Consider the following 26,669-nt stretch of genomic DNA (forward strand, 5'->3'; position numbering starts at 1 on the left):
TACAGATCATTCCTTTTCTTCACGCGCGATCTGTCCGAGAACGCCGTTCACAAAGGAGCCGGATTCCTCTCCTCCGTAATGTTTCGCGATCTCCACCGCCTCATCAATTGCCACTCCGGTCGGGATATCCGCGTCATACAGAATCTCATATACCGCGAGCCGCAGGACACTGAGATCCACCTTCGCCATGCGGGAAGTCTTCCAGTTCCTGGACGCCTCGTTCAGCTTCCCGTCGATCTCCGGAAGCTTTTCGAGTATCCGGGAAAGCTTTTCGCGGATATATTTCTCGTCCTCCATCGTAACATCCTCGGCATTGGCAAAAGCGGGATTGTTCTCCCTTTCTTCCTCCCTGCTCTCATAGGAAGCGTAAGGAATCTCAACGAGCCCTCCCCGCATCTCATCCAGATACAGCGTTACCTGGTCATTCATCTCCTCTTTATCGGCAAATTGTTTCATAAAAAGAAGGCGAAAAATTGTCTCTCTCAGCTGGGTACGTATCATTCTCTCAATATCTCCCGATCTTATTCTTGTCTCACAAACTGCATAAACCGTCAGCCTTCGCCGCGCTTACTTATTTCTCACCCCGCACAGGCCGTCAGCCTTCACCGCGCTCACTTGTTCCTCAGCCTGCATGGATCTGTCAGCCTTTGAAGCGCTTACTTATTTCTCGACCTGCACATCGGCGACGCTCACGTTCACATCCGCAACCTCGAAGCCGGTCATCGTCTCCAGTGCGTTCTTCACTCTCTCCTGAACCTTCTTCGTCGTCTCCGGAATATTGTATCCAAATCGCATAATGATAATGATGTTCACACGGATCACCTTCTCCTGAAGTTCAATCCGTATGCCCTTGGCGAGAGCACGCGCGCCGGCACGGGATGCCTTCGCGTGAGTGATGCCTCCTCCAAGACACGCAACACCGTCATTCTCCGTCGCAGCGAGTGCAGCGATCGTTGCGATGACCTCATCCGCAATCTGAACGGTTCCGATGGTGTGATCGTCATAAATCATATATGTATTCTGCTTTTCCTTAGATCCCTTCTGTGACATAACTTCCTCCTTCATCGCTTCCGCTTTGCCGTCTGCCGTATGTCCCGGATGCATGTCTCCTTCGGATAACCGATTTTGCCCTAATTATACCAAACACCGCCGTCTTTGTGAACTCTTCCCGACAAATCGTCCCGGATAAGTCCCTGACCGATTTTTGTTTGCATCTTCTTGATCGGCAGGCCTGAACAACAGCCGCACCTCACACCTGCGCCGAATCCTCTTCGGCGAGCTGGTCAGTTCCGCGAGAACTCGGTCAGCACGAGACCCTCGTTCCGGTCCAGAACCATCCCGACCGACCAGGAATTGACAAAGAGCAGCAGCGGCTGTCCCTTCATATCCTCAACCTTCTTCATATCGGAGGTCCCGACAATATGGTCCAGATCCACATCATGCCAGTTTTCGATCCATCGGATATACTCATAAGGCAGCATCTCAAGCCGGATGTCCACATTGTACTCATTTTCAATCCGGAATTTTAGCACATCAAACTGAAGGACGCCGACCACGCCAACGATGATCTCCTCCATTCCGCCGTGAATCTCCTGGAATACCTGAATCGCACCTTCCTGTGCAATCTGACGGATTCCCTTCACAAACTGCTTCCTCTTCATCGAGTCAATCAGTGTAACCCTTGCGAAATGTTCCGGCGCAAAGGTCGGAATTCCCTCGAAACGGAATTTCTTGCCCGGCGCGCACACCGTATCGCCGATTGAGAAGATACCCGGGTCAAAAACGCCGATGATATCGCCCGCATATGCCTCATTCACCACATGCCGGTCATCTGCCATCATCTGCTGCGGCTGCAGAAGTCTCATCTTCTTGTCGCCCTGCACATAATACACCTCACGGTCCGCCTCAAAACGGCCGGAGCAGATGCGCATGAAGGCAAGCCGGTCCCTGTGATTTTTGTTCATGTTTGCCTGTATCTTGAACACAAAGGCAGAAAAATCTTCCTGCATCGGATCTATGAGACCCTCGTCCGACATCCTTGCCAGCGGAGGCATTGTCATCTTCAGGAAATGCTGCAGGAAGGTCTCCACGCCGAAGTTTGTAAGCGCCGATCCGAAGAAAACCGGAGAGAGTTTTCCCTCTGTCACCTTCTTCTGATCAAATTCCTCGGCTGCTCCGTTCAGGAGCTCCATCTCCTCCTCCAGCTGTTCCTTCTGATCCTCTGTGATAACATCCAGAAGATGTGGATCATCGAGAGAGATCTCCTCTTCCTTTCCCTCCTTTGTTCCCTTCATCGTATCCGAGAACGTCAGGACTCTCTTTGTATCGCGGTCATACACACCGCGAAAGCTTTTCCCGGAACCGATCGGCCAGTTGATCGGGCATGTCGGAATCCCCAGTTCCTTCTCAATCTCATCAATCAGATCAAAGGTGTCCCTTGCGTCCCGGTCCATCTTGTTGATAAAGGTAAAAATCGGAATATGCCGCATGGCACATACCTTAAACAGCTTTCTCGTCTGCGGCTCCACACCCTTGCCGCCGTCAATCACCATCACCGCGGAATCCGCAGCCATCAGCGTGCGGTAGGTGTCCTCAGAGAAGTCCTGGTGTCCCGGTGTATCCAGCAGGTTTATGCAGTAGCCCTCATAATTGAACTGAAGAACGGACGATGTGACGGAAATTCCTCTCTGCTTCTCAATCTCCATCCAGTCAGATACCGCATGTCTTGCCGTCGCCTTTCCCTTGACAGAGCCTGCAAGATTAATCGCGCCGCCGTACAGCAGAAATTTCTCCGTCAGTGTCGTTTTACCTGCATCCGGGTGGGAAATAATCGCAAAGGTACGTCTCTTTTGAATTTCTTTTCTATAATCAGCCACGTTCTATACTCCTAATCCGATCGCAGAGTCCTTGACCGGAACGTCCTCACACTATCCGGGGCGCACCTGTCTGGCACACCGTTCATTCTCTGCACTGCTTTGACAACTTCTATCTAAACCTTATAAATATAGCACAGAGAAAGTTTTTCCGTCAATGCTTGAAAGAACCGGCGGGGGTGGCGTATCATCATACATGAAAAACGGATTGGCATCGCGCACAACGGATGAAGCGGTTGTCTTCCTTCCTGAAGATAACGCCCGCTGCAGATATGAAAGAGGGGGATCCCGATATGGCAGAAAACAAGAAGATACAGAACACCATTGAACAGTACAAAAAGCACAGCAACTATGAGCGTTTCACGGAATCAGGCAGGAAACTCTTTCAGGGTTTCGACCAGGAAAAAATCATCCGGCACTATCACCTTGACGCAGATGACTCCATGATTTCTTTCCGTTATCTTTCCTTTCCCGCCCGTATTCTCAGACACACCTGTGAGGTTCAGATTGATTCGCCCTGCCCTTCAATGATTTCTTCCGAGGCTGCGTCCCCTTCTGAAACCGGCTGGCGTAAAGCCGCACCGGGGATTGCCATGACGGTCTACGAGATGTTTACCTACTCTCTTGACGGTGAGGTGCCGATTCCTTCCGGTGAATGGGCATCCGTTTCCAGGCTTGGAGGCATCATCGGCGCGTATCATGCCACCTCTCTCGTCTCGAATTCAGACAAGTCTCTGTTCGCGGGGAAAAGCGATGCTTTACGAAAAGCCTGCCTGGCTATTCATGGTACGCCTGCTCCCGGAAACGCAGATGTAAGCTTCATCCTTCCCGTATTCGACAACTTCCCGGTCTGGTTTCAGTTCTGGGATGGGGATGAAGAATTTCCGGTGAATTACCAGTTTCTTCTGCCGCAGAACGCTCTCCAGTTTATCCGCTATGAGACGGTCTGGTATCTGATTGGTACCATCCGCGACTGCCTCGAGGATTTTATTAACATGCCTGATGTGTTAAAAGACCGCCGCTTTTCTTCGTTCGAAACACCGAATAAATGAGATCACCGGTTCCTCCGTCCACGATCTGCCCCTGCAGGCCGTGGATCAGGAAGAACCGGTGATCTTCTGTTCTGTCCGGTGACGTATATGCTGTCGTCTCCTTATGCATGCCATTTATACAAATCTGCTGACAGATTCAGTTGTTTTGCGCCTGATACGCTGTCTATTATTTACGCGGCAGTTCCGGCTGCTCCTGTCATTGTGCTGTCTCCCGCGCCAGTATCTGTCGAACCGGTTCCGGCAGCACCTGTGCCCCCGTTGTCCCCGGTACCCGGATTCCCGGTTCCAGCACCGCTGTTGTCCGTATTTCCGGAATTGTCCACTGCCCCGTTTCCGGTTCCCGAATCTGTAGTCCCCGGATCTGTTGTCCCCGGATTCGTTCCAGAATTCGTCGCACCGGGATTCGTACCTGATCCGTCTCCCGCATCTCCGTCTCCGGCATATTCCTGACCGTTGTATCCGTCAGCCGTTCCGCCGCTGTAATCATTCTGCCCATATGTACCCGAGCCGCCGGTTCCGTTTTCTTCCTCGTAATATGAATCCTGGGAGCTGTCATATCCGCCCGAATACGCGTTCCCGCTGTCCGTATTGTACGAATAGGTGCTGCCTCCGTCTGTTGTATTGCCGGAGGAACCGCTGCCGGAGGGTGTTGTTGTGTCAGAGCTCGTCGAAACTTCCGCCTTTTTTGCCGCCTCCTTCAGAGATTCACTGATCTTCTTATTGTACAGGTAATGCTGAAGATAAGCGCTGTTAATCTCAAGATCAGGAACCAGGACAGACATTCCGCTGATCGTCTGAGAAGTGTAGCCGCCATCCACCGGAATACGGTAGCTCTTTGAATTCAGCTTGATGTCACCGCTGAATACGGTCTTTACATATTTCAGGATTTCCTTGTTGCTCAGATCTGTCTCAAAATACGGGATCAGATCACTGACCATGCTGAGGATCTTCGTCACACTTGATTTCTTGGCTTTTTTGAATACCGCGGTCAGAAGCTTTCTCTGCCGCTCGGTTCTCTCCCAGTCAGAGTTTCCGACATATCGCATCCGGCTGTACGTAAGTGCCTGCTCCGGTGTCAGCGAATTCACCCCGGCTGTAAGTCCCCATGCTTTTGACACAGAAGCATTATCCTCTGCCGAGCCGAGTCCTTCGTTTGCATTCATATAATTTGCTTCGTCCTCGGTGAGTTCTATATCGAGGTCGCCGATCTTCGTCATAGTCTCAAGGAAACCGTCAAAATCCACAACGACATTGCCGTCAATGGTGATTCCGAAATCCTCCTTGATCACCTGGTCGAGAAGACTCATCCCGCCGAATACATACGCGGCATTAATCCGGTTCGCTGAATATCCGGGAATCGGCACATACATGTCACGCATCAGCGATACCATCGTGATCTTATTGGTTTTCGTATTAATCGACGCGATAATCATCGTATCGGAACGCGTTCTGGTTTTCTGATTCGAACGTTTATCCTGTCCGATCAGCAGAATATTCTTCACATCATCACTGTCCATGACATCGATATTACCAGCATTAAAATTGACGTCGTCCGCGTTCATCGTGTCGCTTCCCGCGCTGGAATCCACCTCAAAGGTCTCATCGCTCCTTGCCACATAGGCCTCATTGGACTTGTCAACTCTCTTGATACTGTTTAGTGTTCCTTCCAGGAACAGGAAGAAAATAATCGCAATTGCCGCAAGTACAGCGATGACCAGGATTAAGATCGTCAGAGCAGTTTTCTTTCGTTTTTTTCTGTTTGCCCTTTTCCCGGAACGGCTGCGCCTCATCTCGTCATTCTGTCTTCTTCCGGAGCTTCGGTACTCCCGGTCGTCGTCCGTCCCTCTCCCGTTCCTTCGGTACTCCCGGCCATCGTCCGCTCTTCTCCCGGAGCTTCGGTATTCTCGGTCATCGTCCCCTCTTCTTCCGGAACTTCTGTACTCCCGGCCGTCATCCGTTCTTCTCCCTGAGCTTCTGTGCTCCCGGCCGTCATCCGTTCTTCTCCCGGACCGCCTGTACTCCTGATCGTCGTCTGACTCTCTGCTCATAAATTTTCTTCCTCTTATAATATCTATTATTCCTGATCCATGCTCCGCGTGCACTCTCCGGGTCTTCTGACCCGCATATGTGCACAATAGCAGAATTTATTTTTTCCGTCAAGCAGCGAGATAAAACACGCTGCGCGATTTTTATCTCGCTATCGCGACGTTCGCCGCACACGAATACTTCGCATTCGGCTGCGGATCACTGTTCGCGTAAAAAAGGCCGCCGCATTGCGGCAGCCCTTAACAACTCTGCAGAGCCTGTCTCAGCTGAGATGCCAGATGTCTTTATTGTACTGAGCGATGGTCCGGTCGGAGGAGAAGAATCCTGCCTTCGCGATATTCACAAGCTCCTTCTTGTACCAGCTCTTACGGTCATTGAAGTCATCGAACATCTTCTCCTTCGTCCGGATATAATCCTCAACGTCGAGAAGAGTCATGAACCAGTCCTTGGAAATCAGCTCATGGTGGAGTCTCTCAAGGCTTACCGGATCGCCGACACTCTTCACTTCACTTCCGATGATAAAGTCAACCAGTCTGTGAATCAGCGGCACGTTGTCGTAATAGTCCTTTGCCTTGTAGCCTTCGGTCTCATAGAGCTTCACAACCTCTTCCGATTTCTTTCCGAAGATGTAGATGTTGTCATCTCCGACAAGATCATGAATCTCTACATTGGCGCCGTCCTCGGTTCCGAGGGTGATGGCTCCGTTCAGCATGAACTTCATATTGCCTGTGCCGGAAGCCTCCTTGGAAGCAAGAGAGATCTGCTCAGAGATATCCGCAGCCGGGATGATTTTCTCCGCCTTGGTAATGTTGTAATTCTCAATCATGACAACCTTGAGGTACGGACTTACCTCCGGATCCTTTGTCGTCAGCTCCTGCAGACAGAGAATCAGGTGTATGATATCCTTTGCGATGGTGTAGGCCGGAGCTGCCTTGGCGCCGAAGATCATTGTGATCGGCCGCTTCGGGAGATTGCCCTTCTTGATCTCAAGATATTTATAGATCGCGTACAGCGCATTCATCTGCTGACGCTTATACTCATGCAGACGCTTTACCTGTACATCAAAGATCGAGTCCACATCCAGAACGAGGTTCTGTGTCTCATACAGATACTCAGCCGCCTTTTTCTTGTTGTGATGACGGATTCTGCCGATCTCATTGAGCACCTTCTCATCATCATAATATTTCATCAGTTTCTCCAGCTCCATTGCATCCTTGCGGAATCCGGGTCCAATCAGAGACTCGATATAGGACGTGAGCTCCGGGTTGGAGGCGATGAACCAGCGGCGGAACGTAATACCGTTTGTCTTGTTGTTAAATTTCTCCGGATAAAGCTTATAGAAATTCTTCAGCTCGGATTCCTCGAGTATCTTCGTGTGAAGAGAAGCGACACCGTTGACCGAATGCCCGTAATGGATATCCATCGATGCCATATGAACCAGATTGTCCTTGTCGATGATGTAGGTTGTCTCATCCTTCACCTTCGCCCGTACTCTCTTGTCCAGCTCCCGAATGATCGGAAGAAGATGCGGTACTGCTTCCTCCAGATAATCGATCGGCCATTTTTCGAGAGCTTCCGCGAGGATTGTGTGATTGGTATAGGCACAGGTCTTTGTGACAACCTCAATTGCCTCATCCATGGACAGACCGCGCGCGGTCAGAAGACGGATCAGCTCCGGAATTACCATGGACGGATGGGTGTCGTTAATCTGCACAGCGACATACTCATCCAGCTTATGAATGTCTACTCCTCTTTCGTCCGCTTCCTTCAGAATCAGCTGCGCAGCATTGCTTACCATAAAGTACTGCTGATATACACGCAGAATTCTTCCGTCCCGGTCACTGTCGTCCGGATACAGGAACAGGGTGAGATTTCTCTGGATATCTCTCTTATCAAAATTGATGCTGTCCGGCTGAACCATGCCGTCATCGACCGAATCCAGGTCAAACAAGTGCAGCCGGTTGCATTTCCCGGTCTCATATCCCGGAATATCGATGTCATACATCGTAGATTTCAGAGTAAATCTGCCGAACGGCACCTCAAACGATTCCGGGCGGCGCTCCAGCCAGCTGTCCTTGCGAATCCACGGATTGATGACCTCATGCTGCTTGTTGTTCAGAAATTCCTGACGGAACAGCCCGTAATGATAGTTCAGACCCACTCCGTCTCCGCACAGATTCAGCGTAGCGATTGAATCCAGGAAACATGCGGCAAGACGGCCGAGACCGCCGTTTCCGAGCGACGGCTCATTCTCAAGTCCCTCAATATCTGCAACACAGAGCTTGTATTTCTTCAGGATGGCATTCACCTTGTCATAGAGTCCAAGGTTGATCAGGTTATTGGAAAGCAGCTTTCCGATCAGAAACTCGGCGGAGATGTAGTAGAGCTTCTTCTTGCCTTCTACCTTCGGACGTCCCTCCATCTCTTCTTTCGTGATCTGCATCAGAGCCTCAAAGATTTCCTCCTTTGTACAGTCCCTCAGCCCTCTGCCGAAACGCACCGTCAGAATCTTCTCGATTCTCTCCTCCATAACAGCATCCGTCGTATCTACGCTTTTTCCTTCCATTGTTCCCATGCTTTGATTCTCCTTATTCTCTCACATGTTGTTGTCTCAAAGTATAACTTCTGTCTAAAGTTCAGTCGCAATGTCCCTGTGTCCTCATTTCGTGGCACAGCTGTTTACGGTTTCCGTTTCCTTTGTACTATCTTTCGGATTAACCTTCGTGCGGTCCTTTGTCCGGTCGTTTCGTTTGTTCCGTTCTCTTGCCGGGAGTCTGTCACTGATCTCCGTCAGCTCGCGGATTTTCCCTGCCGTGTGCACATCGAACTGTCCCGGGACAAGCCTCCACTTCCAGTTGTCTCCAAGGGTAGACGGCTCATTGATTCTTGCCTCATCGCCAAGTCCAAGATAATCCTGAACCGGAATAACCGCCAGATTCGCGACACTCATCAAGGCAAGCCTTACAAAATCCTCCTCCGGAACTACTCTGTGCCCGAGATACTTCTTTGCAAAGGCCTTTCCCCTTCGATTCAGATTGCGGAACCATCCCACAATCGTCTCGTTATCATGAGTGCCCGTGTATACCACGCAGTTTTTCTCGTAGTGATCCGGGAGGTATCCATTGTCCGGACTGCCGTCAAAGGCAAAGCCCAGCACCTTCATCCCGGGATATCCGGTTTCCTTTACCATTTCTACGACATCATCGGTCAGGAAGCCCAGATCCTCCGCAATGTAATTCTGATCCCCGAGCTCAGATTGAATGGCACGAAACAGCTCTATGCCGGGGCCCTTCTCCCAGTGACCATTTCTGGCATTCGGCGCGCCGAAGGGAATTGAATAGTAACCCGCAAATCCACGGAAATGATCAATTCTGACCGAATCATAAAGCTCCGCGCATCTCTTCATTCTGCGGATCCACCAGCGGTATCCTGTCTGTCTGTGATAATCCCAGTTGTACAGCGGATTCCCCCAGAGCTGTCCGTCAGCGGAAAATGCATCCGGCGGACATCCCGCGACCCCGGAAGGTTTACCGTCACTGTCGAACTGGAAGAGCTCCCGGCCTGCCCAGCAGTCCGCGCTGTCCATTGCCACATAGATCGGAATATCTCCGATAATGCCGATTTTCTTCCCGTTCGCATAATCCTTCAATGCCTTCCACTGCTTCGCGAATTCAAACTGCAGGAAGCAGTAGTATTTTACCTCTGTCTGGAGCTCACTCTCCGCCGCCTTTAACGCCTCAGGATCTCTGTCCTTCAGCTCCGCTGGCCAGCGGCTCCATTCCTCTCCGCCGCGGCTGTTCTTGATTGCCATGTACAGAGCATAATCCGCAAGCCAGTCCCGATTCTTCTCACAGAAAGCCTCCAGTTCATCCTGCCCCTGTGATTCACGCTCAAACCGGTCGAAGGCCTTCTTCAGGACCTTGAAGCGGCTGAAGTAGATTTTCTCATAATCTACATATTCGGGGTTCTGACCGCAGTCCGCCTCTTCGCATTCCTCAGTGGTAAGAAGTCCCTCCTCTCTCAGCTTATCCAGCGAAATATAGTAGGGGTTCCCGGCAAAGGTGGAAAAGGACTGATACGGAGAATCCCCGTATCCGGTCGGACCCAGTGGCAGGACCTGCCACCAGCTCTGCCCGGCCTCCTCTAGCCGGTCCACAAATTCAAACGCTTCATCCGAAAAACCGCCGATTCCATATCGGGTCGGCAGTGATGAAACCGGAAGCAAAATACCACTTGTTCTCATTTTCACCTCGTTCTCCTGTACTTCCTGTGCAATTCCGTCTCAAACCGCCCATTAGAGCAGGTTTCTCACGGAGTCCGCCTCGGAAAGCTCCGCATCATAGATGAGATGCTTCTTTGTTGTATCGCCCATGATCTGGGCTCTCAGCAGTTCCACACTGGACTTTACCATCTTCTGAACCGGCTGCACCACGGTGGTGAGTGACGGATACAAATACCGTGAAAGCTCGATTCCGTCAAATCCAACCACGGAAATATCCCGGGGTATCTTCCTGCCGGAATCATAAATGGCCTTGTAAGCCCCGGTAGCCATCCGGTCCGAGATCACAAAAACCGCGGTGAAATCCGTGCCGGACTCCAGCAGCTTCTTCATGGTCGCGTACCCGTTTGCCTCTGTATACTCGGGAATGCTGTCATCCAGATAGCGGATCAGTTCCGGATCCATCTCGATTCCACTCTCATTGATCGCCCTGCGATAGCCGGATTCACGCAGAAAGGCTACCGTGTGATCATGCTTCTTGCCTGCGATAATCGCGATTCTGCGGTGGCCCATCCGGATCAGATACTTCACAACCTTGTAAGCCTCTTTCTCATCATCAATGGACACCGAAGAGACATTCATGTTCGTCATATTTACACTCACGGCACTTGCGACAGAACACAATACAAAGGGAACCTGTATATTCCCGAGCACTGCCTCGGGATAATCGAGTCTTCCGCCGAGAAAGATCATACCTTTAAGTCTTTTTTCCTTCGCGATTTCCTCCGCCTCGTACCCCTCATCAATTTCCTCAGGCATCGAGTGAAGGAGGAATTCATAATTGTATTTCTCCAGTTCCTGTTGAAAGTAGGGATACATCCCCTGGAAGAAAGGATTGTTCATACCCTTGCTCATCAGTGCAATCGTATTTGACTCTGCCATCTTCAGGTTTCTGGCGCTGTTATTCGGCACATACCCGAACTGCTTAGCGACCTGCAGCACACGTTCCTGCGTCTGGCTGTTAATGCCATGGTCATTATTGATTGCCCTTGACACAGTACTGATGCTTACATTGCAGATTCTTGCAATATCCTTAATTGTTAACCCCGCCAACTTCTCAACTTCTCCTCAAATGTCTCTTCTGCAGTCATCATATCTGCTGATTTACAAAAATATGCAGTACGACGCAATCTGCAGTATAGCTCGTCTGTCACACAATGCACAATATGAATGCTTTCGGAAAAAGCCTCTTCGTGCATGTGTTTTCTGATAGGAAACGTTTCCAATCAGTGCTCTGAAAAAACCCGCATCCGTCTGTCTGACGACGCGGGTTCTGTCCACATTAAATAATGGCTTATTTGCTTATCAATGTCAAGGTCATTCCATGTTAAACTAGTCTTCAGATTCTGCCGTATATACTGCAGATCTTATCAATTCTGTCGGAAAGCTGCTCCGTTATCTGTCCTTCCTTCAGTCTCCACACCCAGTTTGTACCGGTCGTGCTCGGATGATTGATCCGGGCAGAATTGTCCAGCCCAAGCCAGTCCTGTATCGGTACCACACAGAGATCCGCTACACTGCTCTCAACCAGACGAATGGTTCGGTCCACAATCTCCCGGTCATCCTCTGTATCCGTTCCCAGATAATCCTTCAGCTCCTGCCTCTCCCCGGGCATAATGTTTCCGAGCCAGCCCAGCAGTGTTTCATTGTCGTGCGTTCCCGTATACACAACACAGTTGCTGTTGTAATTGTACGGGTAATACGCAGCTCTGCCGCTGGAGTCTCTCGAATCGAAAGCGAATTCGATCACCTTCATATTCGGGTATCCGGTTTCTTTCACCATTTTCTTCACGGTATCCGTAATGTAGCCGAGATCTTCCGCGATAATCCGGATATCACCGATTTTTTCCCGGATCGTATCAAACAGGTCTGTGTTCGGTCCCTTACACCAGTGTCCCCCGATTGCGTTCGGGCTTCCCGCCTTGATGGAGTAATACTCATCAAAGCCTCTGAAGTGATCGATCCGGATCACATCATACAGCTGCGCGCATTTTGTAATTCTCTTCAGCCACCAGGCATATCCGGTCTTCTTGTGATACTCCCAGTCATACAGTGGATTGCCCCAGAGCTGTCCATCTGCGGAAAATCCGTCAGGCGGACATCCGGCTACACTGGTCGGCAGGTTGTTCTCATCTGTCTGGAACAGTTCCGGGTGTGCCCAGAAATCCGCACTGTCCGGCGATACATAGATCGGGATATCCCCGATAATCCGGATACCGTTCTCGTTCGCATATTTCTTCAGTTTTGTCCATTCCCGGTTGAACTCGTATTGAATATATTCATAGTACAGAATCTCATCCGCAAGTTCCTGTCTCGCCTTTTCCATGGCATCGGGTCTCCGGAAGCGGATATCCGCATCCCACTCGGAAAAGCTTCTTCCCCCGAAGTGGTCCTTCTCTGCCATAAAAAGAGCGTAATCTTCAATCCAGTACCCGTTCTCGGACAGAAATTCCGCAAAATCCGGACGCTCCTGCCCCTTCCAGTTCTGAAATGCCTTTCTCAGGACTGTATATCGCGTGTTGTAAAGCCATCCGTAATCTACACGGTCCTCCCTTGCGTCCTCTTCCGGCTCCGGGATATCCTCTTTCCGGATCAGCCCCTGTCTCTCGAGTTCCTCCGGACTGATAAAATAGGGATTCCCTGCAAAGGTAGAAAAAGACTGGTAGGGGGAATCTCCAAATCCCGTCGGTCCAACCGGCAGAATCTGCCAGTATTTTTGTCCTGCTTTTTTCAGAAAATCCACGAACCTGTACGCTTCCTCCGAGAAGCACCCGATTCCGTATTTTCCGGGAAGACTGAAGATCGGCATCAGTATTCCGCTAGCCCTCATTATTTTCTTCCTTTCCTCAGGCCCGGGACAACCGGGCCCATTCTTTAGATTTATTCATCAGCCTTTAACGGCGCCGGCAACGACACCCTCGATAATATACTTCTGCACTGCCATGTAGAAGATGACAATCGGGATGATTGCAAGAACGAGAACCGCCATCATAGCGCCCCAGTCAACCTGACCGTGAGACTGCTTCAGATACTGAACGGCGATCTGGATCGTCTTGTACTTGTTGACATTCAGTACCAGAGAAGGCAGAAGGTAGTCGTTCCAGATCCACATCGCGTCCAGAATGGAAACCGTGATCAGCGTCGGCTTCATAACCGGGAGGATAACCTGGAAATAGCACTGTACCGGTGTGGCGCCGTCGATCATTGCCGCTTCCTCCAGCTCAATCGGGATCTGCTTTACAAATCCGGTGAACATGAAGATCGCTAGTCCCGCTCCGAATCCCAGGTATACAATGCAGATGCCGACCGGGTTCGAGAGATGAAGAATGTTCGCGAACTTGGAAAGCGTAAACATAACCATCTGGAAAGGCACGATCATAGAGAACATGCACAGAAGATATACCGTTTTTGTCGCCACGTTCTTTACACGGATGATGTACCATGCAGTCATGGAACACAGAAGCACGATCAGTGCAACAGAAACCACGGTAATAAATACCGAGTATCCGAAGCAGCGGAAGAAATCCGTCTTCTTGACTGCCGTTGCATAGTTGGTGAGTCCTACAAAGGTCTTGTGGATTCCCGCGCGCCATCTGTCAAAGCCCTGTGACAGCTCTACATTACTGATTCCGAAAGGATTCTTGAAGATGTATGCTTTTCTCTTAAACGAGTTCAGCACAACGATAAGGATCGGCAGAATCCAGAAGAAGGAAAGTACCGAGAAGAACACGGTCAGTGCTGTGCCGTGCTTCGATTTTCTGGCGGCAGACACTTCATTCTCTTTTGTTTTTTTGACTTTCATTGTATTTGCCTGTGCCATTATGCTTCTACCTCCTTACGCGTTGTCAGCTTATTCTGAACGAGTGCGATGATCGCAACCAGAATAAAGAAGATAACTGCCTTTGCCTGTCCTACCCCCTGCCATCCGGTGGTTCCGTACATGGTATCGTAAATGTTCAGCGCAAGCAGCTGTGACATCTTGCCGGGATTGCCTCCGGTCAAAGCAAAGTTCTGATCGAAAAGCTTGAATCCGTTCGTCAGTGTCAGGAAGGTACAGGTCGCGATGGTCGGACGAAGCATCGGAATGATGACACCCTTCATCAGCTGCCAGTTATTGGCTCCGTCGATTTTCGCCGCCTCGAGAAGATCCGCCGAAATATTCTGAAGACCTGCGACATAGATGATCATCATATATCCGATCTGCTGCCAGCAAACGACAACGACCAGGCCCCAGAACGCTGTCCACTGTGTGGATACAATCGTCTTGGAATATTTTGCGAGAATCGCGTTGAAGATCATCAACCAGATGTAGGAAAGGATGATGCCTCCGATCAGATTCGGAAGGAAGAAGGAGGTACGGAAAATATTGGTACCTCTGATTCCCTTTGTGAGTGCAAGCGCGATAAAAAACGCGACAACGTTGATAATCAGTACCGTAACTACCGTGAACAGGCAGGTGTACCACAGCGAATGGATGAATGTGGTATCCAGTTTTCCGCTGACGAAAAAGATTCTGGTGTAATTGCGCAGCCCCACCAGCTTCCAGTCCGTAACTGTCGTGAATTTACAGAAGGAAAGAAATACGCCATATACGAATGGTACGATAAATCCGATCACGAATGCCGCCATTGTGGGAAGCACGAAAAGCGGCCAGTATTTTTTTAATGGTTTTGACATAGAAAGCCTCACTTTAGAACAAAGACAGTTTCAATAAGCACACTCACTGATTTTTCAGGCGAGCAAAAGGGCTGTCGCGATGATCACTTTTGTTTTTCATCCGGCAGCCCCTTTATTTTTCTGCTAAGGTGTCATCACTTTATTTATGATGGCATATTCTTCATATGTCTGCGTGCCACCTGATTATTTGCTGTTTTAATCATCCCCCGAAGGATTATTCAGAAGCGGATTCCTGCTGAAGTTTCCACTGATTTGCCCATCCGTCTACAAATGCGGTCTTAACTGCATCCCAGTCGCCGGTTCCGTCTGTGTAAGCGGTAAGCGCAGATACAACATCAGCTCTCCAGTCATCTACGTTCGGTGTGGAGTTGAATGCCCATGCAACGGACTTCTTGCCCTCATCATTGAGCTTCTGTGCTACAGCGCTGAACTCGTTGGTCGGTGCGTAGTCTCCGGTAAATGTATCAAACGGGCAGGAAAGACCCATTGTTGAGTTCAGAGCCTCGCGTCCCTCGTCAGAGGTGATTACCCAGTTCAGGAAATCAAGAGAAGCCTTGATGTCAGCATCAGATGCCTTGCTGTTGACTGCCCAGTGGTTCTCGGTACCTACGCAGAGGCCCTCATTCTTGTCGTCAACGCCGAAGTAGATCGGGATCATGGTAAGATCATCATCTGCTGTGAGATAACCATTTGTTCCGTCAGCATCCTTCAGTGCGCTGTACTCCCAGTCGCCGTTCTGGTAGAAGACTGCCTCTTCCATACCGAACTCCTGCTCAGCATTGTAGGTGCCGCCTGCAAGTGTCTTCGGATCAGCACCGGAATCAGATACATACATATCCCATACCTTCTTGTAGTTGTCCAGGTATGTTCCCTTGATGGTAGCCTCTCCTGCTGTCGGATCCTCAAGTCCGTCGTCTACGAACTCGTAGTACAGCGGCATATTCGCAAGGTGTCCGGAGAATCTCCAGGATGAGGAGTCATCCAGTCCTGCGGAGGTGAATGCTCCGGTCAGATCATATCCGCCTGCCTTGTTGATCTCGTCCAGACGGCTCTGGATATCGTCAGCAACCTCTTTCAGCTTGTCAAAGCTGTCGATGTCATCGATAGAGGAGATCTTTGCGTTGTCAAGACTGCAGTATGTGTCAAGGATTGTCTTGTTGACGATGATGCCGTATGCCTCGTAGCAGTTCGCGATACCAGCAACCTTGCCGTTGTATACAACATCCAGGCTGTGATCGCTGTCATGCTTGTAGAGCTCGCTATCCTTCAGGTCGTATGTGTAATCATCCCATGTCTGTGCGTCTGTGGAAGATCCGATGTTGAAGATTGTCGGTGCTTCGGACTTCGCCATCTCAGACTGAAGTGTGGTCGCGTACTGTCCGTCAGCGGCGGTAAGTACATTTACCTCAACTCCGGTCTGCTTGGTGTAGGTCTTCGCCAGATCCTGCCAGGCGTCATCTGTCTCCGGCTTGAAGTTCAGCATGTATACCTTGCCGCCGTCAGATCCGGTTGATGCTGTTGCGCTGCTCGATGCAACATCTTCGGTGGTGCCGGCAGATGCGGATGCAACGCTGCTGTCTGCTGCACTGCTGGAAGAAGCAGCAGAGCTTGTTGAAGATGTTGAAGATCCGCAGGCAGCGAACATGGAAGCTGCCATTGCTGTTCCGAGTACGAGACTGAGAACTTTCTTTTTCATGTGTTTATCCTCCTTTGATTTACACATTTTAGCCGCGGGAATCTATTTTCCCACGAGCTTTTTCTTACCTTTAGATAACGTTTTCGAACTTTTCCTCTCCATGAATCAAAATTGCTTTAAATCCTTTATTTTAAAGGATTGTATCATATTCGGATTTCATTGGAAACGTTTTCTATGTTTAGAGAATAGCACCTGTTGGAAACGTTTTCAATAGCAAATCAACTTTTCGTTAATACTCTCAAATCGAGGCACCTCTTTTTGTGCACCTTTACTGTATAAGTCCAGTCGCAATGTTCTTGGCCCACGGGGAGCTTGCTCACCAGTGGGCAAGAACATTAGCGACGACAACAGGTATGAGCATGAAGTGACGCTTAAGCGGCACAAAGCACAGCGATAATCGTGATTTCATCTGTTTTTCACAGGTAAACTGCTGTAAAATAACAGAGTATGGCACCGGAATGAATCCGGCGCGAAAAGTATCAGGTATTTCTGAAAGGTGGGTTTATTTATGAGCGATTGGGTTAAAGATTTCGGCAGAACAGCTAAGGGACAGCAGACGACGCTGTACACCATACACGCCGGGAGATACACGGCGTCAATATCGGATTACGGCGCTGCTCTTGTATCTTTTGCTGTAAAAGATGATGATGGGACTCCTGTAGATATCGTCCTCGGATATGACCATGCTTCTGATTATGAGAAGAGCGATGCCTGCTTCGGTGCAACCGTCGGGAGGAATGCCAACCGGATCGGTGGCGCACAGTTTGTACTGAACGGTACGACATACCACCTGGCAAAAAACGACGGTGAGAACAACCTGCACAGCGGTCCCGATTTCTACTATAAAAGAATGTGGAAGACGCAGGGCATCGCTGCGGACGGTGCTTCAATTTCTCTGACACTTGACACTCCTGATGGCGATCAGGGATATCCGGGCGCCTTTTCCGCAACCGTGACCTATCAGCTTGACAAGGATGGCTGTCTCTCTATCCATTATGAAGGGATTTCTGATCAGGACACCCTCTGCAACATGACAAATCATTCTTATTTTAATCTGAACGGCGAGGGAAACGGAGACATTCTGGATCACAATCTGAAGCTGTTCTCAGACAAAATCACGGAGATCGACGCCGGAACCATTCCGACAGGCAGACTCCTTGATGTAGATGGAACACCCTTTGATTTCCGGAACGGAAAGTCCATCGGTGCCGATATCGAGGCAGATGATGAACAGCTGCGCTTCGGTAACGGTTATGACCACAACTTTGTCTTTGCCATGGACAAGGGCGAGACGCGGAAAATGGCAGAGGTCTTCTCCTCCGTCACCGGCCTTCAGCTGGATGTATACTCCGATCTTCCCGGCATGCAGCTCTACACGGCAAATTATGTCACGCGCCACACAGCAAAGTCCGGACATATCTACGACCGAAGATGCGGATTTGCGCTCGAAACACAGTATTTTCCGAACAGCATCAACATCGACGGCTTCGCAAGTCCCATTCTCCCGGCCGGTCAGAAGTATGAGTCCACAACTACCTATAAACTTAGCTTCCGGAAATAATTTTTTCTTCGGACTGCCCAACGGGAGATAGGATACGTTTTCCGGTGTTATCCCGCTGCCCCATCCGCTATCAAAACGAGATAAAACACGCTGCGCGAGTTTTATCTCGCTATCGCGACGCTCGCCGCACACGAATACTTCGCATTCGGCTGCGGCTCACTGTTCGCGTAAAAGAGGACCGCCGCACTAACGCAATATGCTTAGTGCGGCGGTCCTCTTTTTACTCCTCTTTTTAAATCTCTTTTTAAATCTCTTTTTCAACCTTTTCCGAAACCGCTTTCCGGTTCATCTCAGCAAAAAATCCCTGTTCATTCAACATGTCCCAGACATCAATGGAGTGAAAGCACAAGTCATGCCTTTGGAACGGGATTGGTAACGGTGACCATATGATCGTACCATTTTCCCTTTTTGCCAATCAGAGCAACGGGAAATTCTTTGTCAAGTGCCGGAACCGGAATATCAAACCCATACACATCCTCTGTCGTTCCGTCACTGTATGTGACCGTATCTACGGTCGGCTGAAGAAGCTCTGCGCCGTCCTTCTGAGCATCTTCCTTTGTCCCGGCAAACAGGTTCACAATATTTTCGGAGGTCAGGCTTACGTGAATGACCATTTTCCCGTCCTTCACCGTCAAGGTTCCCTTGCCGTCGTTTGCCTCATTCACCTTAAACATCGGACTGTCGGATGTGAATTCGGCCGTGTAGGTTCCGTCAGCCGGCACCTCTGCTCCCGCAGAAGCTGTTGAAGACGTTGAAACACTACCGGCAACGGTCTCCGATGACTGTCCGGCAGCATCGGATGAAGATGTGCTTACGGCCGCGGACGATGCAGTGGAAACGCCGGACGAGGCTGCAGTCTCTTCCGCCCCTGACTGTGACTGAATCTGCGCTGCAGAAGATGTCCCAGAAGCCGAATTTCCCGTTCCCGTCCCGCATCCGGCCAGAAGCGACGCTCCCATAACTGCTGCACATAAGATTGCTGCTGTTCTCTGTTTCATTTTATTTCCCTCCTGTCATAAAAAGAGCCATACACTCCTGTGTCTGAAACCCTATCGTCATGTATTTAAAGACATACATTCATGTATCTGAAGACATACCCTTATGTATCTGAAACCATGTTCCTATGTATCTGAAGCCCTGTACTTCACACATTTTCCACTTTCATATGCCGCATCGAGAATCTCCTGCATTCTCCGGTTTCCCGGACCGATTGTCACACCGGCATCGATGATCCTTGCGCAGTTTCTTACCGCCTCCAGCGCCTCGGCGACAGCGCGGTCCGAAATCTCATGAAAGGGCTTTTCGGTGATTACCTGCGAAGCAAGAAGACGCGCCAACCGGTAGTCGACATCATTCGTGTACAGGATTGCCGCCGCAAAAGGCGTTTTCTCTTTCTGCAGCCTGCGGTACACCGGTATCCCCGTTCCACAGGATGACAGTACCAGTACTTCCGGATTTCCCTCGACCTTCGGAAGCTCGATACTTCCGAACATCGGATCAAAAAAGCCGTTGTCAATTTCATACAGCTCACGGATCGTGTCCTCGTGAAAAATGCTCTCCGGCGTTCCGCTCCGGAAGATCTTATCGCCGTGAACGCAGATTATCCGGTCAGAAATCTTCATCGCCAGATCGATCTCATGCAGCGACATCACAACTGTTATATTCTTCTGCTTCGCCATATCCCGGAGAATCGACAGAAGCTTCAGCTTATGCTTGATATCCAGGAAGCTCGTCGGCTCATCCAGGATGATGATATCCGGTTCCTGGCAGATCGCCCTCGCGAGCAGCACCCGCTGCTTCTGCCCGTCACTGATCGCGTTAAAGTCGCGGTTGCCAATCTCCTGCGCCTGAACCGCCTTCATCGCATCATCTACCTTCCGTTCATCCTCTTCCGTCAGCCGTCCCAACCGCCCCGTATATGGATATCTTCCGGTCGCGACCACATCGTGGCAGGTCATAAGCTCCGGATGCAGACGGTCCGTCAGAACAACAGCCATACGCGAAGACAATTCTCGGAACGAATAATCCGACAAATTCTTCAGATCAAAAACAACCTCTCCCTCCACAAGAGAAAGCTGTCTCGTGATGCTTTTCAATATTGTAGATTTTCCCGCGCCGTTCGGTCCGATCAGTGTAACAATCTCACCGCGCCGGATTCCGATCTCAATATCGCGGATCACCGGCTTCCCGTTATACCCGACCGACAGACCCTCCAGGTGGAGATAATATTTTTCCTCGCTCTGTACCTTCTCCATTTATCTTCTTCCCTTCTGCCGCCGTATCAGCATAAAGATCACGACCGGTGCTCCGAAAATCGAGGTCACCGTGCTGATTTCCAGTTCAGTCGGCGCAAATGCGACCCTTGCGATCAGATCACAGATCATGCAGAAGACGGCGCCTCCAAGGAAAGTGGCCGGGATGACCACGACCGGATTTGCCGTATTCAGCGCACGCTTGATCAGGAAGGGCACCGCGATTCCCACGAAAGAAATCGGACCGGCAAATGCCGTCACCGTTGCAGAGAGGATGCTGGACAGCAGGATGAGGGCCACACGGAACTGCTTTACATTAACTCCCATGCTCTGCGCGTAGGCCTCACCAAGCTGAAAGGCACCGATCGGCTTCGCGAGCAGGAATACCAGGACAGACGCAGCTCCGATGATGATTCCGCCCACCAGGACATTGTCCCAGGTCATACCAGAGAAGCTTCCCTGAGACCAGTTGTGAAGGTTGGCGATATCCGAATCACTGGCAAATGTAACGAGAAGATTCGTCAGCGCAGTACAGATATACCCGATCATGATTCCGGCAACCAGCAACGCCGACATATTCCGCACGCTCCGGGAGACCAGCAGGATAAAGCCGGTTGACACAAGAGACCCCGCGAACGCGGCAAGGATCATGGCCCAGGAGGACACCGCTCCGTGCCTGGCCACCACAAGAATCATGAGAAACGCGACAATCAGTTTTGCGCCGGAAGATATTCCGAGCACAAAAGGACCCGCGATTGGATTCTCAAAAAATGTCTGCAGCAGAAATCCGGACAGAGAGAGCGCTCCTCCGAGAATAGCCGCCATCAGAATCCGCGGCAGACGGATCTTCCAGATGATATTCATATCATCCCTTGAGCCGATTCGGAGAAAAACAGCTCTCAAAATTTTATTAATCGGAATATCGACATTGCCGGTATTGATATTGACCACGGTCACGATCAGAAACGCAGCTGCCAGAACGGCAAAGACCGCTGTGTATCGCATTCTCCTTTTCAGATTCTCAGCGTGATAGCTGCTGATTTCATTGTCACTCATCATTCGCAAGTATGCCTTTCAACTTCAATGATCTTATACATGAAAAGGGACGAATGCCGAAGCATTCGTCCTGAAAAAATAACCTGTATTAATCGGTTCCGCCGGAAATCCGGCAAAACACCCAAGCCATCAGAATCTGCTTTCTTCGGAAGCATATCTACAAAACCTCTCAGCAGTTCTCCTGGCTGACAGCTCAAGCACCGGTTCCTGTCTTCTCATGCTCTAGGACACAATGACATAACGGAATGGTTCGCTGCTCACAGTGACCGGATCGCTCAGGAATTTCACCTGATTCTCTATTCTCATACAGATCTTCTGCACTCCTGCTGCCAGGCAGGCAAAGAAGACCAGATGCACTGAAAGGCCCCCTCTTCAATTATCTGCAACGATTATACGATACCGGCTGAAAAGTGTCAAATATACCGCACTGCGGATATAAGACTTCCTTCAGTCCTTCAATCATCCCTTCTTCTGCGGAAACTGTGTCCCTTATCCTTATACATATTGAAATCCGCCCTGGTGAGCAGCGCGTCAAAGTCCGTAACCTTCCCCCGGCATGCCGCAAACCCAATTGCCATACTGATTCCATTATTTTCTGCATTCTCACGCATATGCCGTATCAGCAGGCTGATATCTCTCTCCTCCAGATCTTCTGTCAGAACGATAAATTCATCCCCGCCCGTGCGAAACACATACTTTTCACCTGCGCATTCCTGAAGAACCCGGGCTGTTTCGCAAATCAGCACATCGCCGGCATGATGTCCCGCCGTATCGTTTGTGTTCTTCAGTCCGTTCAGGTCAACGGAAATCACTCCAAGCAGACCGTCACCCTTCCACTCGCGGATCTGCCGCTCAAGAGCCCTCCGGTTTCCGGCACCTGTCATCTGGTCAATCATGCTTTGTTTCTCCAGCTGATGCACGCTGTTCCTGTTTCGAATCATAATTGCTATGAAATCCGTCAGCGTGGAAAGCAGCACGCTGGTGTTACGGAAGGTGTCCGCCGCCGGATTGATAACCATCGTAAAGCCCTCTGTCTGATTCAAGATCTTCAGCTGCCCGGAGATAAAGCTCCGAACATCATGGATTCGCATGGAAAAATCGGGATTTTCCTTCTGAAAGGCATCCATATCACTGACCATCACCACATGTTCTGTCGCAAACCGCATATATAGCGCCCGCAATTCCGAGAGAGGAATGCTCTGGAGTTCCTCCTTCAGAGAGAAGACACCGGGTGCCGTCCATTCATAGGTGGCACTAACTGTATTGTCATCACGTTCCTCAAAGATCAGGAAGCGCTCCGGTCTCATATTTTCAGAGATACATGCAATCGTCTTCTCAATTCCTGTTCCGGGATCCTCTTCCGCCATACCAAGAGAAATTGCCTCATTTGCCCGCATCTCCTGATAGATCAGCTCGTGATCCCTTGCTATTGCATGCAGATACTTGTTGATATCAAATTCGACCGTCAGCCTCAGCGTCCGGTTCTCCCATGTTGTCAGAGCAGAACGAATCAGTACTTTTGCTCCCCTTCTCCGGTTCAGGTGTGATGCCTCATACGCACAATCCTTCCGCAGCAACAGATTCGGACAGTCGCCGCAGGGAACATCCTGACCTTCCAGCACCTCATAACAGCGGCACCCGTTCAGGCTGCCATCCGGTTTTATTCCAAAATCCCTTCGGGCAGAACGATTCATATATACAAGCTCGTATGTTCTGGGATCACTGACAATGACATGTTCCGTCAGGCTGTCGAACACCTCACGTCTCAGGTCAATGTAATCCCCGACATATGGGCTCTCCCCATGAGCCGCCTTCTCCGTGCTGCTGATCCTCCGGATCAGCAGCATGAACATCTCGTCCAGGCTCGTTACCTCCGACCCGTAGACAATCGCATGCGCCAGAACGGGATCAGCCTGAATTCCGAGCTTTCTCCAAAGCGTCGGAAGCATTCCGGATACCCTGTCAATCTTCTCTTCAACATCTCCGGCATGATCCCTGCGGCAGAAGCACAGAAAACAGCACAGCCCGATCCGCGCGATCGCCCATTCCGGATTCATCAGTTTTTTCAGTGTCGCAGATATTTCGGTCAGAATCACCTTTGCCTTCTCGGTGCTTTCCCGCATCGCCTCGGCATATGCGGCAACATCAATTAAAAGTCCTGTATAATCGATTTTTTTCAGCCGATACTGATCCGCATATATCAATCCGGCTTCTATCGCGCCGCGAAAACTCAATAGCTCTGTGTCGCGGTCGACAAATCCCAGGCGCACCTCCTTCTTTCTGTCCTCTGCCCGATCACCGCTGATCATTCCCATCATTCCCACGATTTCCTTTTCATGGTACCAGGGAACACGGGTAATCTCGATTCCGTCGAGTCTGCCTCCGGTCAGTACCAGCTCATTGGCCGATGTCGACCTGACGCCCATCTCCAGAACTTTTTTCTCCTCCAGCTCCGCTGCGGCAGAATCGATATGCCATCCCAGTTCTGATTCTGTCTTGCCAAGATAGTCCTTCTCGTCGGAAAGCCCGATTCTCCTGACAAATTCTCTGCTTGCGCCCAAAAGCTTTCTCTGTCTGTCCATCCAGAAGAATTCATAAGGAGATGCATCGCAGAGTGTCCGGAACAGATCCCCATCCTTCACCTCCTCCGTCGGATCTGTGCCGTATCCCGGCACTCCGAACGACTGACAAAATTCAGGAAGAAGAGCATCCCTATCTCTTTTCCTCTCCCATATATCCTCCCGCTCACAGAGAAGAAGATTTTTTGCATTACTCTTATAGAGCACCAGCGCTTCAAACACCGCCCACCTGTATGTCCCGTCAGCGGTCCGCACACGCAGTATCTCTGCCCTGATCCCCTTATCTGTACTTCCACCTTCCGTCTCAGCATTCTCAGCCTGAACAAAAGCAAGAAAACGATCTCTGTCGTCCGGATAGATCAATTCATCCCTGAAGTACCGGACAAACGCTGTTATCGAAGAAAAGCCATCCCGAGATTTTATCTCCGGATGGCTGGACCGGAGAATTTTCACCTCTTCTGATCCACGATCAATCAGATAAAATCCCTCGTACAGCTGGAAGATGTTCCGCAGCGTATGGTCAAGGGTTTTCGCAAATTGCAGTGAGGCATTATTGCTGATATTGTAGATATGTGCCACCCCGACCCAGCGCCGCGCATCTCCCGCAATCCACCGGACATTTACCTTCATATACTGGCCGTTGTCCGCGTACACCATGCTCTCTTCCGCATGTGACTTCAATGCTCTCTGCAAAAGCTGGACAAACCTGTCTCTCACTGGAGATCCCTCATCGCTGAGGTAGGCATTCGCCTCCTCCATACTCTGCGTACCTGCACTTCTCAGCTCCCTCCGGTACGCATCATTTTCGATCAGAAGAACAATATTTTTCCCATCAAAGCTAAAAAGCGAAGTAGGGGAATCCGAAATTATATTGATGTCTTCTGCGGCGTCGAGAAGATGTGCTTCCTCCGGACTCTCTATCTGCATGCCTCTGCCATGGATATACGTCACGCTATCCTCGTAGCGCATCGGACGTCCGTAATAATATCCCTGAATCCGACCGCAGTTGATTTTTTTGAGAAAGGAAACCTGCTCCTGCGTCTCCACGCCTTCTGCCAGTGTCTCCACCCCGAGCATTTTCGCCATTGTTACAACAGAGGTAATAATCTGCCGGCTTCGATCATCAAAATGACTGAAAAATCCCATGTCAATCTTGATCACATCAAACTGGAAATTATGAAGAGAATTCAGGGACGAGTATTCGCTTCCGAAATCATCCATCCAGATCTGATATCCTGCCTGCTGAAACCTTTGAATCGTCCTGACCATGCTGTGACGGTTGCGGAGCATGATCCGTTCCGTGATCTCAAAGCAGAGGACACTCCTCGGTACATGGTAACGGCTGACCAGCTTCTCAATCGTATCGAGCGGGTTCACCACCTCGAAATCATAGGCGGAAAGGTTCATGGATATCGGAAGCAGTGGAAGTCCGTTCTCCATCCGGTCACGGCTGAGGTAGAGAACATGCTCCAGAATATACCGGTCGAGCCGGTTGATCAGCTGGGCCTCTTCCAGAACAGGGATAAACACGTTCGGGTATATCATCCCAAGCTCCGGGTCTTCCCATCGCGCCAATGCCTCGAATCCGCTCACCCGTCCTGTCATTGTGCGGATCACAGGCTGCAGATATACCTTGATATAATGCCTTTCCAGTGCCTCATTGAAATGGCGGAGAACATAGGTCTTATTCGCAGCACTTTCCCCCATAGAGGGTTCGTAAAACGCCACAATCCGGTTGCCGTCCTCCTTAATGCTGTCACAGGCCATTTTTGCCAGATCAAACGCATTCCGCAGATCCTCCAGAGAGTCGTTCTCTGACGCCCGGTAGACGCCGGCCTTTATCTGAATCCCGTCATCATTGATATAGTGATTCACTTCATCGCAGATCTGTTCAAGCTTTACCTCAAGATTCTTCTCCGACGGCAGCGCAACAAATCGGTCCGCCGCGAGATGGCCGACGAGAGCACCCGGGAAAACTTCCGTGATCGTGTCTCCGATCTTCTTCAGGCACAGATCTCCCTGATGAATACCGTATTGCCGGTTATATTCCTTAAAATTTGTAACATCAAAGCAGACCGGACAGAAGTCTCTTAATCTGTGGATGGCTTTTCTCTCCTTCGCACGTCGTAACGCCTCATTTAAGAAATCATGCATCCCCGGCAATTCGGTTATCCCATCCACTTTTCGGTCATTTGAAATCTGCTCCGATGAGAAGATCTGCAGAACATAGGTTTTTCCGAAAGCAGTATTCCTTAAAGCACCCGTTCCCTCTGCCTCACGGAAGTGTCCTTTCTTCGTCTGATAATGAAAATTCACCGAAAAGTGCTCCGGATGCAAATTGCCATACTCTTGAAGAGGCTTGTAATCTCTCCCATCCATCAGATATTGATAGCAAGGATAATTCTTCAGAAACTCCTCCTCGTCCTCGCACTCGAAGAGAAGCGCCATCTGCCTGCTGGCAAAGACGATGCGCTCCGACCCGTCGGCTGCAATCATGCAGACGCCTCCCTGCAGAAGATTAAAATATTGAGCATACTGTCTTCTCTCATCAAGCATCATCTCAGCCATTTTGTCCTCGCCTTTCATGCTCATACCTGT

17 protein-coding genes and 1 riboswitch are annotated in these 26,669 nt (G+C 50.2%); of the genes, 2 read left to right on the forward strand and 15 right to left on the reverse strand.

All coding sequences use genetic code 11. The features are described from left to right. Window positions 1–6 precede the first annotated feature (6 nt). The 3 genes from nusB to ACTNDI_RS01005 form a co-directional block, all read right to left on the reverse strand. Window positions 7–501: a transcription antitermination factor NusB gene (gene nusB, locus ACTNDI_RS00995; RefSeq protein WP_441098889.1), complete on the reverse strand. Its 495-nt coding sequence runs from the start codon at window positions 499–501 to the stop codon at window positions 7–9. Between the two features lie 159 nt (window positions 502–660). Further along, entirely contained in the window at window positions 661–1,050 is a 390-nt protein-coding gene (locus tag ACTNDI_RS01000; protein ID WP_441098890.1) for an Asp23/Gls24 family envelope stress response protein, read from the reverse strand. Between the two features lie 233 nt (window positions 1,051–1,283). Continuing rightward, window positions 1,284–2,876, reverse strand: a complete 1,593-nt coding sequence (locus tag ACTNDI_RS01005; RefSeq protein ID WP_441098891.1) for a peptide chain release factor 3 — start codon at window positions 2,874–2,876, stop codon at window positions 1,284–1,286. A gap of 290 nt (window positions 2,877–3,166) precedes the next feature. Between ACTNDI_RS01005 and ACTNDI_RS01010 the strand changes: the two genes are divergently transcribed. After that, window positions 3,167–3,925 carry a DUF3786 domain-containing protein gene (locus tag ACTNDI_RS01010; RefSeq protein ID WP_441098892.1) on the forward strand — a complete coding sequence of 253 codons (759 nt, stop codon included), beginning with the start codon at window positions 3,167–3,169 and terminating at the stop codon, window positions 3,923–3,925. A 170-nt stretch (window positions 3,926–4,095) separates the two neighbouring features. Here ACTNDI_RS01010 and ACTNDI_RS01015 read toward each other — a convergent pair whose 3' ends face one another. From ACTNDI_RS01015 to ACTNDI_RS01050, 8 genes are all read right to left on the reverse strand, one after another. Next, a complete protein-coding gene (locus tag ACTNDI_RS01015; RefSeq protein ID WP_441098893.1) occupies window positions 4,096–5,973 on the reverse strand; it encodes an LCP family glycopolymer transferase in 1,878 nt (625 codons plus the stop codon). Window positions 5,974–6,233: 260 nt separating this feature from the next. Beyond that, complete coding sequence (locus ACTNDI_RS01020) at window positions 6,234–8,501, reverse strand: glycogen/starch/alpha-glucan phosphorylase (RefSeq protein ID WP_441098931.1); 2,268 nt, start codon at window positions 8,499–8,501, stop codon at window positions 6,234–6,236. A 129-nt stretch (window positions 8,502–8,630) separates the two neighbouring features. Further along, window positions 8,631–10,247 carry a 4-alpha-glucanotransferase gene (gene malQ / locus ACTNDI_RS01025; RefSeq protein ID WP_441098932.1) on the reverse strand — a complete coding sequence of 539 codons (1,617 nt, stop codon included), beginning with the start codon at window positions 10,245–10,247 and terminating at the stop codon, window positions 8,631–8,633. Window positions 10,248–10,265: 18 nt separating this feature from the next. Further along, on the reverse strand, window positions 10,266–11,303 hold the full coding sequence (locus ACTNDI_RS01030) for a LacI family DNA-binding transcriptional regulator (protein WP_441098894.1): 1,038 nt from the start codon (window positions 11,301–11,303) through the stop codon (window positions 10,266–10,268). Window positions 11,304–11,589: 286 nt separating this feature from the next. Beyond that, window positions 11,590–13,080: a 4-alpha-glucanotransferase gene (gene malQ, locus ACTNDI_RS01035; protein WP_441098895.1), complete on the reverse strand. Its 1,491-nt coding sequence runs from the start codon at window positions 13,078–13,080 to the stop codon at window positions 11,590–11,592. 57 nt (window positions 13,081–13,137) lie between these two features. Next, a complete protein-coding gene (locus tag ACTNDI_RS01040) occupies window positions 13,138–14,052 on the reverse strand; it encodes a carbohydrate ABC transporter permease (protein WP_441098933.1) in 915 nt (304 codons plus the stop codon). A 17-nt stretch (window positions 14,053–14,069) separates the two neighbouring features. Next, window positions 14,070–14,927: a carbohydrate ABC transporter permease gene (locus ACTNDI_RS01045; protein WP_441098896.1), complete on the reverse strand. Its 858-nt coding sequence runs from the start codon at window positions 14,925–14,927 to the stop codon at window positions 14,070–14,072. 214 nt (window positions 14,928–15,141) lie between these two features. Continuing rightward, entirely contained in the window at window positions 15,142–16,623 is a 1,482-nt protein-coding gene (locus ACTNDI_RS01050; RefSeq protein ID WP_441098897.1) for an ABC transporter substrate-binding protein, read from the reverse strand. Window positions 16,624–17,131: 508 nt separating this feature from the next. On the opposite strand from ACTNDI_RS01050, the gene ACTNDI_RS01055 reads away from it, so the two are divergent. Continuing rightward, window positions 17,132–18,184 (forward strand): aldose epimerase family protein, encoded by a 1,053-nt coding sequence (locus ACTNDI_RS01055; RefSeq protein ID WP_441098898.1) that lies wholly within the window; start codon window positions 17,132–17,134, stop codon window positions 18,182–18,184. Window positions 18,185–18,534: 350 nt separating this feature from the next. Here the strand turns inward: ACTNDI_RS01055 and ACTNDI_RS01060 are convergent, their stop codons facing one another. The 4 genes from ACTNDI_RS01060 to ACTNDI_RS01075 form a co-directional block, all read right to left on the reverse strand. Further along, window positions 18,535–19,182, reverse strand: coding sequence for a hypothetical protein (locus ACTNDI_RS01060; RefSeq protein ID WP_441098899.1), 648 nt, complete (start codon window positions 19,180–19,182; stop codon window positions 18,535–18,537). 123 nt (window positions 19,183–19,305) lie between these two features. Next, window positions 19,306–20,439, reverse strand: a complete 1,134-nt coding sequence (locus ACTNDI_RS01065; RefSeq protein ID WP_441098900.1) for an ABC transporter ATP-binding protein — start codon at window positions 20,437–20,439, stop codon at window positions 19,306–19,308. Continuing rightward, window positions 20,440–21,495 (reverse strand): FecCD family ABC transporter permease, encoded by a 1,056-nt coding sequence (locus ACTNDI_RS01070; RefSeq protein ID WP_441098901.1) that lies wholly within the window; start codon window positions 21,493–21,495, stop codon window positions 20,440–20,442. Window positions 21,496–21,649: 154 nt separating this feature from the next. Further along, window positions 21,650–21,835, reverse strand: a riboswitch (cobalamin riboswitch). 112 nt (window positions 21,836–21,947) lie between these two features. Further along, window positions 21,948–26,663 (reverse strand): EAL domain-containing protein, encoded by a 4,716-nt coding sequence (locus ACTNDI_RS01075; protein WP_441098902.1) that lies wholly within the window; start codon window positions 26,661–26,663, stop codon window positions 21,948–21,950. Window positions 26,664–26,669 lie beyond the last annotated feature (6 nt).

It is taken from the genome of Bilifractor sp. HCP3S3_D3, assembly GCF_052063915.1.
Taxonomy (GTDB): Bacteria; Bacillota; Clostridia; order Lachnospirales; family Lachnospiraceae; genus Bilifractor.

Bases quoted from the DNA above. Each gene is read 5' to 3' on its own strand.
- nusB (WP_441098889.1), bottom strand. From the start codon at position 501: ATGATACGTACCCAGCTGAGAGAGACAATTTTTCGCCTTCTTTTTATG.
- ACTNDI_RS01000 (WP_441098890.1), bottom strand. From the start codon at position 1,050: ATGTCACAGAAGGGATCTAAGGAAAAGCAGAATACATATATGATTTAT.
- ACTNDI_RS01010 (WP_441098892.1), top strand. From the start codon at position 3,167: ATGGCAGAAAACAAGAAGATACAGAACACCATTGAACAGTACAAAAAG.
- ACTNDI_RS01015 (WP_441098893.1), bottom strand. From the start codon at position 5,973: ATGAGCAGAGAGTCAGACGACGATCAGGAGTACAGGCGGTCCGGGAGA.
- ACTNDI_RS01020 (WP_441098931.1), bottom strand. From the start codon at position 8,501: ATGGAGGAGAGAATCGAGAAGATTCTGACGGTGCGTTTCGGCAGAGGG.
- malQ (WP_441098895.1), bottom strand. From the start codon at position 13,080: ATGAGGGCTAGCGGAATACTGATGCCGATCTTCAGTCTTCCCGGAAAA.
- ACTNDI_RS01040 (WP_441098933.1), bottom strand. From the start codon at position 14,052: ATGAAAGTCAAAAAAACAAAAGAGAATGAAGTGTCTGCCGCCAGAAAA.
- ACTNDI_RS01045 (WP_441098896.1), bottom strand. From the start codon at position 14,927: ATGTCAAAACCATTAAAAAAATACTGGCCGCTTTTCGTGCTTCCCACA.
- ACTNDI_RS01050 (WP_441098897.1), bottom strand. From the start codon at position 16,623: ATGAAAAAGAAAGTTCTCAGTCTCGTACTCGGAACAGCAATGGCAGCT.
- ACTNDI_RS01055 (WP_441098898.1), top strand. From the start codon at position 17,132: ATGAGCGATTGGGTTAAAGATTTCGGCAGAACAGCTAAGGGACAGCAG.
- ACTNDI_RS01060 (WP_441098899.1), bottom strand. From the start codon at position 19,182: ATGAAACAGAGAACAGCAGCAATCTTATGTGCAGCAGTTATGGGAGCG.
- ACTNDI_RS01065 (WP_441098900.1), bottom strand. From the start codon at position 20,439: ATGGAGAAGGTACAGAGCGAGGAAAAATATTATCTCCACCTGGAGGGT.
- ACTNDI_RS01070 (WP_441098901.1), bottom strand. From the start codon at position 21,495: ATGATGAGTGACAATGAAATCAGCAGCTATCACGCTGAGAATCTGAAA.
- ACTNDI_RS01075 (WP_441098902.1), bottom strand. From the start codon at position 26,663: ATGAGCATGAAAGGCGAGGACAAAATGGCTGAGATGATGCTTGATGAG.